This is a genomic window from Arthrobacter sp. Z5-13, from assembly GCF_056499105.1.
Genome location: NZ_CP096460.1, coordinates 1,563,811 through 1,580,128, shown reverse-complemented (window position 1 = coordinate 1,580,128; position 16,318 = coordinate 1,563,811). Strand labels below are relative to the sequence as shown.

The window sequence follows — 16,318 nt, the reverse complement described above, 5'->3', positions numbered from 1 at the left end:
CAGCCATGACTTTTCATATCTCCTACCCCGCCGAGCTGCCGGTATCCGAGCGCCGCGAGGATCTGATGGCGGCCATCGCCGCGAATCAGGTAACCATCATCGCCGGCGAGACGGGTTCCGGAAAAACCACCCAGATTCCCAAGATGTGCCTTGAGCTGGGGCTCGGGGAGAACGGGCTGATCGGCCATACCCAGCCTCGGCGATTGGCTGCCCGTACCGTTGCTGAGCGCATCGCCGAGGAGCTCGGAGTCGAGATCGGCCAAGAGGTAGGCTTCCAGGTCCGCTTCACGGGTGAGGTCAGCAGGTCCACGAAGGTCAAGCTTATGACCGATGGCATCCTGCTTGCTGAAATCCAGCGGGACAAGCTGCTGCGCAAGTACAACGCCATCATCATCGACGAAGCCCACGAGCGCAGCCTCAACATCGACTTCATCCTGGGCTATCTTAAGCGGATCCTTCCGCAGCGGCCGGACCTGAAGATCATCATCACTTCGGCCACGATTGACCCTGAGCGGTTCGCGAAGCACTTTGGCACCGATGAGGCGCCCTCCCCCATTATCGAGGTATCCGGACGGACCTTCCCGGTGGAAATCCGCTACCGGCCGTTGTCCCAACCTGCAGGGCGGGAAGTGGAAGAAGACACCTCGGACGACGCACTTGAGGAAGACCGTGATCCGCTGGATGCCGTGTGCGATGCGGTAGACGAACTCGCTGCAGAGGCGCCTGGCGACATCCTGATTTTCTTCTCCGGCGAGCGCGAGATCCGTGATGCGGCCGAGGCCCTCAACGCCAGGATTCAAGCCAACCGGCGGCTGGCTGGAACTGAGGTTCTCCCGCTGTTCGCAAGGCTGAGTCTTCAGGAGCAGCACAAGGTGTTCCATCCCGGCAGCAAACGGCGGATAGTCCTTGCCACCAACGTTGCCGAAACCTCCCTGACAGTACCCGGTATCAAATACGTCATAGACACGGGAACGGCCCGTATTTCCCGATACTCGCACCGGACCAAGGTCCAGCGCCTTCCGATTGAGCGCGTCTCGCAGGCATCCGCGAACCAGAGGTCCGGCCGTTGCGGCCGTGTTTCCGACGGTATCGCCATCCGGCTGTACTCCGAGGAAGACTTCGAATCCAGGCCTCTTTTCACTGACCCGGAGATCCTGCGGACCAACCTCGCCGCGGTCATCCTCCAGATGACCGCTATGGGAGTGGCACGCGGCCCGAAGGATGTAGAGAACTTCCCCTTCGTGGAACCGCCGGACTCGCGTGCCATTAACGACGGCGTCACCCTCCTCCGCGAACTCGGCGCCCTCACGCCTGCCGTGAACTCAGGCGCCGCCGGGAACGGCGCAAAGGGCACCGATGGGGACGGCGATGCCGGCCGTGGGGGCCGCGGACGGACGGGGGGCGGGCTGACCGCCGTTGGGCAGAAGCTGGCACAACTTCCAGTGGATCCGCGGCTGGGACGCATGATCGTCGAGGCAGGCAAGCGGGGCTGCGTGCGTGAGGTGATGATCCTTGCTGCGGCCCTCACCATTCAGGATCCCCGCGAGCGCCCTACCGATAAGCAGCAACTCGCGGCTGAGAAGCATGCCCGCTTCCGGGACGAAAACTCCGATTTCACTGGCTTCCTGAACCTGTGGAACTATCTTCAGGAAAAGCAGCAGGAACTGTCTTCCACTCAGTTCCGCAGGCTGTGCCGGACGGAGTTCATCAACTATCTCCGCGTCCGGGAATGGCAGGATCTGTTCGCCCAACTGCGCCAGCTCGCAAGGCCCTTGGGAATCAGCCTGGACAACAAACGGTTGACTGATCCCGTGGGCAACCATGAGGGCATCCATATCAGCCTCCTGTCCGGCCTGCTCAGCCACATCGGCATCCTGGACGAACGCAAGCGCGAATATGCCGGCGCCCGCGGCAGCCGCTTCGCTATCTTCCCCGGCTCTGCCCTTTTCAAAAAGTCGCCTACCTTCGTGATGGCCGCCGAACTCGTTGAGACAAGCCGCCTGTGGGCGAGGGTGGCCGCCAAATTCGATCCGCTCTGGGCCGAACAGGTAGCCCCGGACCTGGTGAAGCGAAGCTACAGCGAGCCGCACTGGTCAAAGAAGATGGGCGCGGTGATGGCCCACGAAAAGGTGACCCTGTACGGCGTTCCCATCATTCCCAGCCGACGGATCAACTACGGCAGGGTGGATCCCGAGCTGTCCCGGGAGTTGTTCATCCGCCATGCCCTGGTCGAGGGAGACTGGCAGACCCACCACAAGTTCTTCCACCGGAACAGGGCTCTCCTGCAGGAAGTCGAGGAACTGGAGGCGCGGATGCGTCGCCGGGACATCCTGGTTGACGACGAGACACTGTTTGAGTTCTATGACGCCCGGATCGGCAATGAGGTGGTGTCCGAGCGCCACTTCGATAAATGGTGGAAGGACGCCAGGCAACAGGATCCCCATCTCCTGGACTTCGACCAATCGCTGCTCATCAGCGAGGACGCCGATGCGCTGGATGAATCCGCATACCCGAAAACGTTGCAGCACAAGGGCTTTGAGCTTCCCCTCAGCTATGAATTCCACCCTGTTGCTCCGGGCTCCCCACCCAATCCTTCAGACGGCGTTACCGCGGAAGTTCCTGTTCTTTTCCTTAACCAACTCGATGACGCTCCGTTCCGTTGGCTCATTCCCGGCCAGCGCGTTGAGCTCGTGACGGCGCTGATCAAGTCCCTGCCAAAAAATATCCGGAAGAACTTTGTTCCTGCACCGGATGTCGCACGGCAGGCCGTCGCCGCCCTCCAGAGCGACTTCGACCCCGCGACGGATGAACTTGAGCCCTCGCTGGAGCTTGCTCTGCGCCGGATCCGGGGCCAGGTGATCCCGCCGGGTTCATGGAACTGGGATGCCGTTCCATCTCACCTTCGGGTGAGCTTCCGGGTGGTGGATTCGAATGGCAAAGTGCTGGATGAGGGAAAGGACCTCAAGGTCCTGCAGGAGCGTCTCGCCCCCGCAACACGGCGGGCCATTGCTGAGTCCCTGGGCGCGACTCCCCGCACGACGGCGCCTCTAGCCGCTGCAGGCTCATCTCGTTCCACTAACGCGGCGTCGAGAGGCCCCGCTCGCGGTGCATCGTCCAACAGCAGGATTACCTCCGGCCAGGGCCTCACGGGTCAAGGTGTCTCAGGGCAGGATGCAGCCGGCCAGGATGGAGGCATGCAGGGCATTGCGGAGCAGTCAGGCCTCACCGACTGGACTATCGGGACCCTGCCGCGGGAGGTGAAGGGCAATGTCAACGGTCACACCGTTACCGGCTACCCTGCATTGGTGGACGAGGGGATGTCCGTCGCGCTGAGGGTGTTCCAGACTGAATCCGAGCAACGGGAAGCCATGCGCGGCGGCGTTATTCGTCTCCTCGCCTTGAAAGTTCCCTCCCCCGACCGCTACGTCCTGGAGCACTTGAGCAACACGGAAAAGCTGACGTTCAGCCAGAATCCGCACGGTTCGGTATCAGCACTGATCGCGGACTGTGCGCTGGCTGCCATTGACAAGCTGACGCCGGCAGAGCTGCCGTGGGACGAAGGGGCCTTCAAGTCTCTCTACGAGCAGGTGCGGGCTGAGCTTATCGACACCGTGTTCAGCGTCACCGCGATCGTGGAGCGCATCCTGTCCAGCGCCGGCCGGATCAGGAAGCAGTTGAAAGGCACCACCAGCCTGGCGTTAATCAGCTCGCTCAATGACATCGGGAGCCAGCTCGAGCAACTGGTTTACCCCGGTTTTGTAGCTAAAACCGGGTACGCGCAGCTCAGCCAAGTGCCGCGCTACCTTGCTGCAATCGAGAAGCGCTTGGAGAAGCTCCCGGGGAACGTCCAGCGCGACACGTTGAATATGAACGTTATCCAGGGACTCGAGGACGACTATGACGACGCCGTCTCGGCTTTGCTACCGGGACGACGAGCCGGGGAGGAACTCACCCACGTGCGTTGGATGATCGAAGAGCTGCGCGTCAGCCTCTTCGCCGTCGAACTCGGCACAGCCTATTCAGTGTCTGAGAAAAGGATCCGCGCAGTGCTGAACAAGGCGCTGGCACCGGCCTAGGACTCGGGAACATTCCCGGAGTACCCGGCGGCCCGCAAGCCCTCGCGAAGTTTCTCCGCGTTCGCGTCCAGTTGGGCAGGATCGGGGTTCTGGTCCACCGATCCGAAATCGTAGTCCGCCATCGAGTTCGAGGGCCACACGTGCACGTGCATGTGGTGGACTTCATAACCGGCGATCAGCAGGCCCGCCCGCGCCGATCCAAAGACCTCCACTTGGACGGCACCGATTTTCTGTGCCACCTCCATGGTCCGGGAAAGAAGCTCAGGCCGCGCATCGGTCCAACGGTCCACCTCTTCAACAGGGACAACCAGCGTGTGGCCGTCGGCGAGCGGGCCCATGGTCAGGAATGCAACCACGTCCTCGTCACGCCAGACGAACCGCCCGGGTATCTCGCCGTTGATGATTTTGGTGAAGATGCTGCTCATGCGTCTGCCTTTGCTGCCGGGGCGGGGAGGGTCTTGGTGTCCAGGACGAAGCGGTACTTGACGTCGCCGGCCACAATTCGGTCATATGCTTCGTTGAGTTGTTCGGCTGAAACGATTTCAATGTCGGACACGACGCCATGCTCTGAACAAAAGTCCAGCATCTCCTGGGTCTCGGCAATGCCACCGATGTAGGAACCGGAGTAGGCGATGCGGCGGCGGATCAGGTGCCAGGGATTGACCGGCGGCATGGGATCAGCGGGCAGACCCAGCTGGAACAGCGCGCCTTCAAGACGCAGGGTCCGGAAGTACGGGCCGAGGTCGTGTGGGGCTGCGACGGTATCGATGATGACATCGATGCTTCCGGCGGCTGCCTTCATGGCGGTTTCGTCCCGGGACAGAATGACCTCGTCTGCTCCCAACTCCTTGGCCGCCGCGACCTTGGCTTCGGAAGTTGTGAAGACCTTTACTTGGGCTCCCATGGCCTTGGCAAGCTTGACGGCCATGTGCCCGAGCCCGCCGAGGCCCACGACGCCCACGACGTCGCCCTCCTCAACGTCGAAGTGCCGGAGGGGCGAGTAGGTGGTTATGCCGGCGCAGAGAAGAGGCGCGACGGCGGCAGGGTCCAGGTTCTCCGGCACATGAACCACGTAGCGGCGGTCCACTACAACAGAGGATGAGTATCCACCCTGGGTGATTCCGCCAGGATTGCGCGGATCGGTGGCGCCGTACGTGCCCACGGGGCCCTTCTCGCAGTATTGCTCGAAGCCATCCAGGCAGCTCTCGCACTCACGGCAGGAATCAACCATGCATCCGACGCCCACAAGTTCCCCGACAGCGAAGTCGCTGACGGCGGAACCCACGCCGCTGACACGTCCCACGATCTCGTGGCCTGGAATCAGCGGATACTTCGGTGCACTCCACTCGCCCCGTGTGGCGTGCACATCCGAATGGCACAGCCCGCAAAACTCGACGGCAATTTCGACGTCGTTTTCCTTGGGTGCACGGCGCGAGACCGTCAGCGGGACAAGCCCTCCGTCGCTTGAGCGGGCACCATAGCCGGCGGCGAGCCGGGGCCCGGCCGGGGAAGCAGGAGGATCAACGGAGGGCAACGGCTTGGCAAGAGGCGGCGGGGAGGGGCGTCCTGGGGTCATAGTGTGACGTTACTCTCGGCAGGAGGACAATTTCCAATCACCGAACGCCCCTAAGGTTATCGAGCAGCAGGGCTTTTGGCCGTTCCACCAGGCTCCGGGCCGGTCGCCACCTGGTTGCCAGGATTGTTTGACCACTCCGAAAAGGATCCGGGGAACAGTGCCGCTGTGATCCCTGCAATCTCAAGGGCCGCCACCTCATGTGCCGCGGTAACGCCTGAGCCGCAGTAGACCGCAACAGATGCCCCGGGCCCGACGCCAAGGCCGGCAAAGCGTTCCTTGAGCTCCGCGGCGGGAAGGAAGCGCCCGTCGTCGTCGAGATTCCCGGTGGCTGGGGCACTCACCGCACCGGGAATGTGCCCTGCCCTTGGATCTACGGGTTCAAACTCGCCCCGGTACCGCTCCCCCGCACGCGCGTCCAGCAGCACTCCGGACTGGTGCCAGCGGGAAGCCTCAGCGGCGTCAATGACCGGCATGGCACCTTCTGCCAGGGTGACATCGCCAGGCACAGCTTGGGTGTCTCCCCCTTCAACAGGGAATCCTGCATCCTTCCACGCTGCCAGGCCGCCGTCGAGCAGGAAGACGCTCGGAAAGCCGGCGTACCTGAGCAACCACCAGAGCCTGGCCGCGGCCATGTTCCCGCTGTCGTCATAGGCCACCACAACGTCATTGTTCCGGACACCCCAGCTGCGCGCGGACTCCTCGAGCCGGGTCAACGGAGGTAAAGGGTGGCGTCCACGCGCGGGGTCAGCGGGGGCGGCGAGTTCGGTGGGCAGGTCCACATACAGCGCACCGGGGATGTGCTCTTTGAGGTAGTGTTCGCGGCCGTGTGGATCGCCCAGCGCCCACCGCACATCCAGCAGAACTACGGGGTTCCCGGAAGTCATCCGCTCCTTCAGCCAGGACACGTCCACCAGCGTGTTCATCGAATCTCCTTTGTTCAGAATCCCGTATCCGCCACCCACTCTAACCGCAGCAACACATCGCAGCCCGGGTAGGCTGGAGCGGTGAAACAACCGCACAGCCCGGACCGGACGTGGGCAGATGAAGCCGTCCGGCGGATCAACGCCGAGAACAACCGGTCCGCCGACACCCACCTCTATTCCGTGCCCCTGCCGGAGCACTGGGGGGTCCAGTTGTATCTCAAGGACGAATCCACTCACAGGTCCGGGAGCCTCAAGCACCGTTTGGCGCGGTCCCTTTTCCTGTTCGGCCTTGTCAATGGCTGGATTAGGGAAGACACCACCATCGTGGAAGCCTCAAGCGGCAGCACCGCAGTCTCGGAGGCCTACTTTGCCCAACTGCTGGGACTGCCCTTCGTCGCAGTGATGGCCCGGACCACAAGTCCCGAGAAGATAGCCCTCATTGAACAGTTTGGCGGGTCCTGCCTCCTTGTGGACCACGCCTCCGAAGTCTATGCAACGGCCGCCGAAGTGGCGCGGACTGCCAACGGCCACTACATGGATCAGTTCACGTATGCCGAACGTGCCACGGACTGGCGTGGCAACAACAACATAGCCGAGTCCATATTCGGCCAGCTGGCGCTCGAGGAGCATCCCATCCCCGCGTGGATTGTGGTGGGAGCAGGAACGGGTGGAACCAGCGCCACAATCGGCAGGTATCTCCGCTATCACTGTCACGACACCCGGCTGGCCGTGGTGGATCCGGAAAACTCTGCCTTTTATCCGGCCTGGCGGGACAGCTCAGGCGAGAATGCAACAGGCCTCCCCTCACGAATCGAGGGGATCGGGCGGCCCCGGATGGAACCGAGCTTCGTTCCCGGCGTCATCGACCACATGATCCAGGTGCCGGATGCCGCCTCCGTCGCCGCCATGCGCCACCTGCACTCGCTCGCAGGGCTCCATGCAGGCCCATCCACAGGAACCAATCTCTGGGGCGTATGGCAGCTCATCGCCGCCATGATCCGGGAAGGCCGCACCGGCAGTGTTGTGTCATTAATGTGCGACGGCGGTGACCGCTATGCGGGCAGCTATTACAACCCGGAGTGGTTGGCCAGGCAGGGACTCGTTCCGGCTCCCTACGAATCCGCCCTCCGTAACTTCTTCGATTCCGGCGTCTGGAGCGGTTAATCGGACTTACTGTTCCCGGCCCGGCCCACCGGGAGGGCTACACCTCGACTGACTCGCCGCTTGCCAAATGAACGTATTCCGTGCCGTACTTGGCTCCAATGCGCTTCACATGCCCCTCCACCAACCCGAGGCCTGTTTCGTTCAGCAGCGCATCGTGGACCGGATAGGCTTTCGGTGCCCGGACGCCCACCACAAAATCCACCACCTCCCCGATCTTGCTCCACGGCGCGTGAATCGGAACGAGCAGTGTCCCCACACTCACTCCATCCGGAATGATGAACGAATCGCCGGGATGGTAGACGTTGGAATCGATGAGGTAACCCACGTTTGCCACAATGGGGATCTGCGGATGGATGAGCGCATGCTGGCCACCAAAAGTCCTCACGTCAAAACCCGCTGCACGGAAATCCGTGCCCGGTTCGGCAGTGTGGATCCGGGAGCCAGCCGCCGGGGCCTCCTCACGCAGCCGGGCCGCCACACCCGCCGGGGCGTGCAGCTGCAGGGAATCATTGTCGCTGAGGGCAGCTGCCACCACCGGAACGTCTACGTGATCCGGGTGCTCGTGGGTGATAAGCACGGCATGAGCGCCTTCCAAGGCCTGCTGGGATTCAGAGTAGGTTCCAGGGTCAAGAACCAGGACCTGGCCATCCTTTTCCAGACGGACACAGGCGTGTGAGTATTTGGTCAGCTTCATCCGGCCAGCCTAGGTATTCGGTAACGCCCTGTCCACGAGCCCATGACTGGTAATCTTGAACTTTGCCACCATCCCTTGAGGGAAGCGAGTCCAACCCATGCCACAGGGCGCCACAGCTGGAAAAGAACAGCGTGTGACAAAGCAGCGCCTCGCGGTCAGCGCCGCTCTGGATCAGCTCACTGACTTCGTCAGCACTCAGGAGCTTTACCGGATCCTGCAGAACCAGGGAACCTCGGTTTCACTGGCCACGGCCTACCGCATCCTGCAGTCGCTTGCAGACGAGGGTCTTGTGGATGTGCTGCGCAGCGGTGACGGGGAAGCGGTGTACCGGCGATGCGCCGTCACTGAGCACCACCATCACCTGCTCTGCCGGAACTGCGGAAAGGCTGTGGAGATCGAGGCGCCGTCCGTTGAGACGTGGGCCGCACGGACCGCAAAGGAGCACGGGTTCACAGAAGTGGCCCACACGTTGGAAATCTATGGTCTGTGCCCTGAATGCTCCGCCGCGAAGGCAAAAACCAACGCCAAGACGGGCTCCGCAAACTAGGCCTGAAGCGAAGCTCCGCGTACGGGGTTCGATTGCACGCGGCGCCCAACCAGCCCCCGCCGGGCCCGAACTCCGCCGATGATGCGGCAGGCCACATAGATCAGGAACGACAACGTGGTCACGTACGGACTAATGGGAATCCTCCCGCCGAGGGCCAGCAGGATGCCGCCCACCGTCGCTGTGACGGCGAACGCCACGCTGAGGATGACCACCATCCGCGGCGAGGACGTCACGCGGAGGGCTGCGGCAGCAGGCGTAATAAGGAGGGCCAGTACCAGCAGCGCCCCCACTACCTGGATGGACAACGCAACGCTGATTCCCAGCAGGACCATAAAGGCTATGGCGAGTCCGCGCACAGGAACACCCCGCGCTTCAGCAAGTTCCGGATCAACACTCGCAAAGGTCAAGGGCCGCCAAATCAGCACCAGCGCCACCATTACGACGGCGGCCGTGCCCGCGAGCGCCTGCAGTTGAACGGTGTCGACCGAGACAATCTGGCCCGTCAGAAGGCCGAATTTGTTGGCTGCCCTGCCTTCGTAGAGTGCCAGGAACAGAATTCCAAGGCCCAGCCCGAAGGGCATGATGACGCCAATAATGGAGTTCTTGTCCCGCGCCCTGACCCCCATCAGTCCCAGCAGCAATGCGGCGGCTACTGACCCGATCAGTGATCCAAAAACGATGTCGGCGCCTATCAACAAGGCAAATGCAGCGCCGGCGAAGGACAACTCGGAAATACCGTGAACGGCGAAAGCCAGATCCCTCTTCATAACGAAGGTTCCTACCAGGCCGCCAAGAAGCCCAAGGACGGCACCGGCCCAAATGGAGTTCTGAACCAGCGCGAGCAGTTCGCCGTAGTTGTCGAAGTTAAAGACCGAACGGAGAAATTCCTGGAAATCCATTCAGACACCCTCTCCGGCCATCGAATGTTCGTCGTGGTGGTGGGTGGTGGCGTCCGGAAGCCCCACCACCACGATCCGGCCATTCAGGTGCATGACTTCCACATGGCTGTCGTAGAGCTCTGAAAGCACTTCGGTAGTCATTACTTCATGCGGAGTTCCCACCCTGAACTGTCCGCCAGCCAGGTAAAGGACCCTGTCCACGTAATCGATGATGGGATTGATTTCGTGGGTGACAAACACCACGGCACTCTCCTGCTCGTGGCACTGGTCATTGATCAGTGAGCTCACTGCCTGCTGATGATGCAGGTCCAGCGAAAGCAGCGGTTCATCGCACAGCAGAACCTTGGGCTCAGTGGCCAGAGCCTGAGCCACTCTGAGGCGCTGCTGCTCCCCACCTGACAGTTGTCCCACCGGGACATTGGCGTAACCGGACGCCCCAACCTGGTCCAGCAGCTGATCAATCCGGCGGTTAACCTTCGCTGCCGCCAGGCGCACTCCCCACCGGTCACCGTCAACACCGAGCCCCACCAGGTCCCGTGCGCGAAGGGGCGTGTCCGGCGCGAAGGACTTCTGCTGGGGAATGTATCCGATCATCCGGCTCCCGCGCTCCACAGGACGGCCCGCCAAAGTTGCTGTCCCGGAATGAAGCTGTTGAAGTCCCAGGAGCACCTTGAGGAAGCTGGTCTTTCCGCTCCCGTTGGGACCGAGGACGGCAAAGAACTCGCCGGGCTTGATGTCGAGATCGAGGTTCTCCCATAGCGTCCTCTTCCCAAAGGCAAGGGATGCGCCGCGCAGACTCACTACCGGTTTCAACGTGTCTGTTCCTCAATTCAGGGTGAGTCTGGTTCCGCTATGGATCAAAGCCTGTAATTGGCCAGATGGGCACTCAACGGGCACTGCACGCGGTGACTCTGTCCTGATTATCTTAGGACTTATTGACGGCGGTGATGGCCGGACGGCGGGCCGGACGTACCGGACTCTACTTGCTGACGGCCTTGGTAACGTTGTCGACGTTATCGGTCATCCACTGCAGGTAGGACTTGCCGTCGGGCAACGTCTCGCTGAAATCAACCACTGGTACGCCGGCGCCTTCGGCAGCCTTCTTCAGCACCTCAGTCTGCGGTCCCTCGGTCTGAAGGTTGTAGGCAAGCAGCTTGACCTCACCGGAAGATACCAGTTTGGTGGCTTCCTGGAGGACGGACGCCGGAACGTCAGTACCTTCCTCGATCGCGGCGCTGTACTCTTCCGGTGTCTTGTTCACCAGTCCGGCTGCTTCCAGCAGGTAACCGGGAACAGGCTCGGTGATAGCTACCGGCTCGCCGTCTGCGCTCGCCTTGACGGTACCCAGTTTTTCCTGCAGTCCGGAGAGTTCCTTCTTGAACGACGCGGCGTTCGCCTCGAAAGTGCCTGCCGATGCGGAATCGATGGCTGAAAGCTTCGCAGCAACGGCGTCCGCCAGCTTGGACATGGCGTCAAAGCTGTACCAGACGTGCTCGTTGAACTCTCCCTGCTCGTCGTGTCCATGCTCATCAGCGGACTCAGTCGCTGTTCCAGTCGGGCTTTCGGAGGCAGGTGCTGCCTCTTCCTCCGGTGCCAGGCCTGAAACCTCGACCGCGGTGATGATGTTGTCCTCGGCGATCTTGCTGTCCTCGGCAAGTTTGTGGATGAAATCGTCGTAGCCGCCACCGTTCTGGACAACCACCTGGGCCTTCGAGATGACCAGCTTGTCCTGCGTGGTGGCCTCATAGGAATGGGGATCCTGGCTGGTGCGCGTGATGATGGACGTGACATGGACTTTGTCCCCGCCGATGTCGCTGACGATGTCGCCATACACGTTGGTTGAAGCAACTACCTCGATGGTCCCGTCAGCTGACGGGGAGGGAGCGCTCGACGGCGCCCCGGCGCACCCGGTCAGCAGGAGACCAAGTCCAGCAGCGGCTGCCAGGGAGGGACGAAGGACGAAATGACGCACAGGTAGGCCTCGGATCTTGTCGATGAGTCAGGAGCATTAGCAACCCGGAAAGTCTAACGCTAAATAGGAATGATTCCTATTTAGGCTGGACTTGCCGGCCAAGACGAGGAACTACCCGCCGTCGGGCTGTCCAAGCCGCCGTATCCCGGTGGCCTGGGTGGCGTCCCGGATCTCACCCACGAGTTGTTCGATCACGTCCTCCAGGAACAGCACTCCGCGGGTCTGCGCGTCGGGCCCGATCACACGGGCCAGATGCGAGCCGGTCCGCTGCATCACCGACATTGCCTTCTCGATTTCATCGTCCACAGAGAGGTTGGCCAGTGACCTGACGCGGCCTTCTGCTATCGGATACCGGTATCCGGCCTCGGGAATGGAAAGAACGTCCTTGATGTGAAGGTAGCCGGACAGCATGCCGTCCTCGTCCACCATCGGAAAGCGCGAGAAGCCTGTTCGGCTGACAGCTTTCTCGAAGTCCACCGGGGTAGCGCCGGGCTTCATCATTACCAGCTTGTCCAATGGCACCATGATGTCGCCTGCAGTGTATTCAGAGAATTCCAAAGCACCGGTGATGAGTCCGGCGTTGTCATCAACGAGACCGTGGCGGGTGGACTCCTGCACAATCGACTGGACTTCCTCCAAGGTAAAGGAGGATGTGACCTCGTCCTTTGGCTCAATCCGGAGCATCTTCAAAATATGGTTTGCTGCCCAGTTCAAGACCCAGATGACCGGATTGACCAAACGGGCAATGAACATCAGCGGCGGAGCCAGCAAGAGGGCAGCTTTGTCAGCCACCGAAACGGAGATGTTCTTCGGCACCATCTCGCCGAAGGTCACGTGGAGGAACGTAACAGCGAGCAGCGCGATGGTGAAGGCGCCGACGTCTGCAATCTCGACGGGCACCCCCAGCGCGTGCAGCGGTTCGGCCAGCAGGTGGTGGATGGCAGGCTCCGCCACCAGGAGGATCAGCAGCGAACACACGGTGATCCCCAGCTGGGCACAGGCAAGCATCAAGGAGACGTTTTCCATGGCGAGCAGGGTGGTCTGGGCCCGCTTGGACCCCTGCTCTGCCAGCGGTTCTATCTGGCTGCGTCGGGCTGACATGACTGCGAACTCAGCTGCAACGAAGAAGGCGTTGCCCAGGAGCAGCACTATCAGCCAGAGAATTCCTGCCCAGTCGCTCATGCCGTCCCCCCTTGCTCTGCGGCATGTTCCCGGTCCCGGACGGGCCCGGGTTTGAAGCAGATCCTGTCGATCCGCCGGCCGTCCATCCGCGTTACGGTCAGCGTCCCGCCGTCGACGTCAACAGTGTCCCCCACCGAGGCGATGCGCCCGAGTTGGCTCATGACGTATCCCGCAACAGTTTCATATGCAGATTCATCCGGAACGGAGAGTCCCGGGATCTGCTCGGAGAGCTCATCCGGGCGCAAAAGCCCTGGGAAGTACCAGTCACCGGAAGCGCTTTGGAGCAGCCCCGGCCTGACCTTGTCGTGTTCATCAGAGACTTCTCCAACAATCTCCTCCACGAGGTCCTCCAGGGTGGCGATGCCTGCGGTTCCGCCGTATTCGTCCAGCACCACCGCCAGCTGCATGTTTCCTTCGCGCAATTCAGCCAGCAGGGCGTCGAGGTGAATGGTCTCCGGGACCCTCAGGACATCCGTCATGATGGCGCCGGCCTGGAGCTTCTTGCGCCGGGTGGATGGAACAGCGATGGCTTTCTTGACGTGAACAAGGCCGCGGATATCGTCCGGGGAATCACCGATGATAGGGAATCGCGAGTACCCGGTGCGGCGCGCCGCCTCCAGAATGTCGGTGACCGGCTGATCTGCGGCAATGGTCTCAACACGGATCCGGGGAGTCATGACATCGGCAGCGGTACGCCCGGAGAAGTTCAGGGTACGGGCAACGAAGTTGGCTGTCCCTGCATCCAGGGTTCCCATGTCGGCAGATCGCCGGACGAGGGAGGCCAGCTCGGCGGGGGTGCGCGCTCCAGAGATCTCCTCTTTCGCCTCAAGTCCGAAGATATTGAGGACCTTATTGGAGAACCCGTTCAACACAACGATGGCGGGCTTGAAAATAGCCGTGAACACCAACTGTGGCCGCGCCAGCGCTTTACCGACCGGAAGAGAGAGGGCTATTGCCATGTTCTTCGGGACGAGCTCGCCGATCAGCATCGAGAGCAGCGTGGCAAAAGCCATCGCGAGGACCAGAGACAACGACGCAACCGCTGCAGGGGCGAGCCCCAACGCGGCAAGGGGCACCTCAAGGAGGGTTCCCACAGAGGGTTCCATCACATAGCCCGTAAGAAGGGTGGTGAGGGTGATCCCCAGCTGACAGCTGGAAAGTTGGGTGGACAGGGACTTGAGGCATTTCAGCAGCGGGACAGCACCGGTGTCGCCGCCGTCCACGGCCCGCTGGACCGTCGCCTGGTCAAGGGCCACCAGAGAGAATTCAACGGCGACAAAGAACCCAGTGCCGAGGATAAGAAGGAAGCCCGCAATAAGAAGTAACCACTCCATTCAGCAATCAGCCTCATGACGGAATGGAAAGCTTTGGGCCGTCCCAGGCAGTGACACCTGGCGGGGCAATCGGCCCGGTACTGGCAGTGATAGCGAATCGGAGCTAACGTATCTGCCCGGCGGAGGATGGTCAGCGGAAGCCGAGCCAGTTTCCTGCAATCCGCCAAGACGCTTGGTCAGCGGAGATCGATGGGCGCGTGAACGGGGTTTGCCGGCTCTTCGGGTGGCGTTGGCGGAACTGTGATTCGTGCTCCGCTGACAGCCCCCAGGCCGGCACCTAGATTTACTGTCCATAAGAATTCCAGTCTACAGGAGCCGCTGCCGCAGGCTGGCGTCACCAGCGATCACCAGCTCTGGGACACGGGCCGTCCCTCCTCATATCCGGCAGCTGACTGGATACCCGCCACAGCCTTTTCCCGAAAGCCCTCAAGATCGGCAGCGCCCGCATAGCTCATCGAGCTCCTCAGGCCTGCGGTGATGAGATCAAGCAGATCCTCAACCCCGGGCCGTAGCGGGTCCAGATACATTCGCGACGTGGAAATTCCTTCCTCGAACAGCGCCTTCCGATCCTTTTCAAAGGCGCCTTCCCGCTGGTTCCGGTTCTGGACAGCCCTTGCCGAGGCCATGCCGAAGCTCTCCTTATAAAGCCTGCCGCTGGCGTCGGGTTGAAGGTCGCCAGGGCTCTCGTGCGTTCCCGCGAACCATGAGCCGATCATCACCTGGCTGGCTCCTGCGGCCAATGCCAGTGCCACATCGCGAGGGTACCGGACACCGCCGTCGGCCCAAACCCGTCCCCCTGCGGCACGGGCAGCTGCAGCACATTCGAGGACGGTGGAGAACTGCGGCCGTCCCACGGCGGTCATCATCCTGGTTGTGCACATGGCTCCAGGCCCTACTCCTACCTTCACGATGTCCGCTCCGGCTCCGAGCAGTTCCCGCGTGCCCTCAGCGGTCACCACGTTGCCAGCCACCAAGGGCACACCGGACACCACGCTCCGAACGGCCGCGAGGGCATCAAACATTTTCTCCTGATGGCCGTGGGCAGTATCAATGACAATCACATCAACGCCGGCCTCAACCAGTTCGGCAGCCCTCCCGGCTACGTCTCCATTAATTCCGACGGCGGCAGCCACCTTGAGTTTGTTCTTGCTGTCCAGGGAAGGCCGGTAAAGAGTGGACCGCAGGGAACCCTTCCGCGTCAGCACACCAGCCAACACACCGCCGTCGTGCACGGGGGCAAAGTCCGTCCCCGCTGCCGCCATCGCCTCGAAAGCATTTCGCAAGGCAAGCTGGCGATCCTCGCCGAAGTCCCCAGCGTCGAGCACCACCGGCTGGACACGCGCCACCGACGCCAGCGAAGCAAAGCGGTCCTGCCCCTCGCAGTCGGCCGCCCTGACCACTCCGGTGACGCCGCCGCGGTCGTCCACTACCACCACCGCCCCATGAGGGCGTTTACCCATCAGGTGCAACGCGTCGATGACAGTTGCGGACGGCGAGAGAACCACGGGAGTTTCAAAAATCGTGTGGCGGGTCTTGATCCAGGAGGTGACTTCACGCAGGACGTTGAGGGGAACATCCTGCGGCAGGACGGCCAGTCCCCCGCGCCTTGCCACGGTTTCCGCCATGCGTTTCCCCGTCACTGCGGTCATATTGGCAGCCACCAGCGGAATGGTGGAGCCCGTCCCGTCATCGGCGGCAAGGTCCACATCGAGCCTTGAGGTGACGGTTGAACGGGCCGGTACCAGGAAGACGTCGGAGTAGGTCAGGTCAGTAGAGGGCTCATTGAGAAAACGCACTGTTGCTCCTTCTAAAAGGGATCCCGAGTGCGAGTCTAGGCCAGGCGGGAAGCGCTTTGGCGGCCTTGTCGGAGGGGATGTGAAGCAATCATCCCGTCACTTCATGATTTGGATCACCCTTATTGGCAGTTAACCAATAATCGTCACTAGACTGG

Annotated in this window: 13 protein-coding genes; 3 read left to right on the top strand and 10 right to left on the bottom strand. The window is 61.8% G+C overall.

What is annotated here, in order from left to right; translation table 11 throughout:
- The first annotated feature begins 5 nt into the window (after window positions 1-5).
- Window positions 6-4,076 (top strand): ATP-dependent RNA helicase HrpA, encoded by a 4,071-nt coding sequence (gene hrpA, locus M1E02_RS07430; protein WP_479377445.1) that lies wholly within the window; start codon window positions 6-8, stop codon window positions 4,074-4,076.
- Here hrpA and M1E02_RS07425 read toward each other — a convergent pair.
- Genes M1E02_RS07425 through M1E02_RS07415 form a run of 3 tightly spaced genes read right to left on the bottom strand, consistent with a single transcriptional unit; the run spans window position 4,073 to window position 6,575 of the window.
- Complete coding sequence (locus M1E02_RS07425) at window positions 4,073-4,501, bottom strand: HIT family protein (RefSeq protein ID WP_479377444.1); 429 nt, start codon at window positions 4,499-4,501, stop codon at window positions 4,073-4,075. The genes hrpA and M1E02_RS07425 overlap by 4 nt on opposite strands.
- Window positions 4,498-5,652, bottom strand: coding sequence for an NAD(P)-dependent alcohol dehydrogenase (locus M1E02_RS07420; protein WP_479377443.1), 1,155 nt, complete (start codon window positions 5,650-5,652; stop codon window positions 4,498-4,500). Before M1E02_RS07420 ends, M1E02_RS07425 begins: the two co-directional genes overlap by 4 nt.
- A 56-nt stretch (window positions 5,653-5,708) precedes the next feature.
- Window positions 5,709-6,575 carry a sulfurtransferase gene (locus tag M1E02_RS07415; RefSeq protein WP_479377442.1) on the bottom strand — a complete coding sequence of 289 codons (867 nt, stop codon included), beginning with the start codon at window positions 6,573-6,575 and terminating at the stop codon, window positions 5,709-5,711.
- 81 nt (window positions 6,576-6,656) lie between these two features.
- Here M1E02_RS07415 and M1E02_RS07410 point away from each other — a divergent pair, with 81 nt between their 5' ends.
- Window positions 6,657-7,739, top strand: coding sequence for a PLP-dependent cysteine synthase family protein (locus M1E02_RS07410; RefSeq protein ID WP_479377441.1), 1,083 nt, complete (start codon window positions 6,657-6,659; stop codon window positions 7,737-7,739).
- 37 nt (window positions 7,740-7,776) lie between these two features.
- Here M1E02_RS07410 and M1E02_RS07405 read toward each other — a convergent pair whose 3' ends face one another.
- Window positions 7,777-8,433, bottom strand: coding sequence for an MBL fold metallo-hydrolase (locus M1E02_RS07405; RefSeq protein ID WP_479377440.1), 657 nt, complete (start codon window positions 8,431-8,433; stop codon window positions 7,777-7,779).
- A 97-nt stretch (window positions 8,434-8,530) separates the two neighbouring features.
- Between M1E02_RS07405 and M1E02_RS07400 the strand changes: the two genes are divergently transcribed.
- Entirely contained in the window at window positions 8,531-8,980 is a 450-nt protein-coding gene (locus M1E02_RS07400; protein WP_479377439.1) for a Fur family transcriptional regulator, read from the top strand.
- On the opposite strand, the gene M1E02_RS07395 is transcribed toward M1E02_RS07400, so the two are convergent.
- From M1E02_RS07395 to M1E02_RS07370, 6 genes are all read right to left on the bottom strand, one after another.
- Window positions 8,977-9,879, bottom strand: coding sequence for a metal ABC transporter permease (locus M1E02_RS07395; protein WP_479377438.1), 903 nt, complete (start codon window positions 9,877-9,879; stop codon window positions 8,977-8,979). The genes M1E02_RS07400 and M1E02_RS07395 overlap by 4 nt on opposite strands.
- Window positions 9,880-10,692: a metal ABC transporter ATP-binding protein gene (locus tag M1E02_RS07390; RefSeq protein WP_479377437.1), complete on the bottom strand. Its 813-nt coding sequence runs from the start codon at window positions 10,690-10,692 to the stop codon at window positions 9,880-9,882. It abuts the gene before it with no gap.
- A 166-nt stretch (window positions 10,693-10,858) separates the two neighbouring features.
- On the bottom strand, window positions 10,859-11,851 hold the full coding sequence (locus tag M1E02_RS07385; RefSeq protein ID WP_479377436.1) for a metal ABC transporter solute-binding protein, Zn/Mn family: 993 nt from the start codon (window positions 11,849-11,851) through the stop codon (window positions 10,859-10,861).
- A gap of 111 nt (window positions 11,852-11,962) precedes the next feature.
- Entirely contained in the window at window positions 11,963-13,033 is a 1,071-nt protein-coding gene (locus M1E02_RS07380) for a hemolysin family protein (RefSeq protein WP_479377435.1), read from the bottom strand.
- A complete protein-coding gene (locus M1E02_RS07375; RefSeq protein WP_479377434.1) occupies window positions 13,030-14,367 on the bottom strand; it encodes a hemolysin family protein in 1,338 nt (445 codons plus the stop codon). The genes M1E02_RS07380 and M1E02_RS07375 overlap by 4 nt, the downstream gene beginning before the upstream one ends.
- A gap of 344 nt (window positions 14,368-14,711) precedes the next feature.
- Window positions 14,712-16,163 carry a GuaB1 family IMP dehydrogenase-related protein gene (locus M1E02_RS07370; protein ID WP_479377433.1) on the bottom strand — a complete coding sequence of 484 codons (1,452 nt, stop codon included), beginning with the start codon at window positions 16,161-16,163 and terminating at the stop codon, window positions 14,712-14,714.
- Window positions 16,164-16,318 lie beyond the last annotated feature (155 nt).

Coding starts and splice junctions, on each gene's coding strand:
- M1E02_RS07380 (WP_479377435.1), bottom strand. CDS start 13,033: ATGAGCGACTGGGCAGGAATTCTCTGGCTGATAGTGCTGCTCCTGGGC.
- M1E02_RS07375 (WP_479377434.1), bottom strand. CDS start 14,367: ATGGAGTGGTTACTTCTTATTGCGGGCTTCCTTCTTATCCTCGGCACT.
- M1E02_RS07415 (WP_479377442.1), bottom strand. CDS start 6,575: ATGAACACGCTGGTGGACGTGTCCTGGCTGAAGGAGCGGATGACTTCC.
- M1E02_RS07425 (WP_479377444.1), bottom strand. CDS start 4,501: ATGAGCAGCATCTTCACCAAAATCATCAACGGCGAGATACCCGGGCGG.
- M1E02_RS07395 (WP_479377438.1), bottom strand. CDS start 9,879: ATGGATTTCCAGGAATTTCTCCGTTCGGTCTTTAACTTCGACAACTAC.
- M1E02_RS07420 (WP_479377443.1), bottom strand. CDS start 5,652: ATGACCCCAGGACGCCCCTCCCCGCCGCCTCTTGCCAAGCCGTTGCCC.
- M1E02_RS07400 (WP_479377439.1), top strand. CDS start 8,531: ATGCCACAGGGCGCCACAGCTGGAAAAGAACAGCGTGTGACAAAGCAG.
- hrpA (WP_479377445.1), top strand. CDS start 6: ATGACTTTTCATATCTCCTACCCCGCCGAGCTGCCGGTATCCGAGCGC.
- M1E02_RS07405 (WP_479377440.1), bottom strand. CDS start 8,433: ATGAAGCTGACCAAATACTCACACGCCTGTGTCCGTCTGGAAAAGGAT.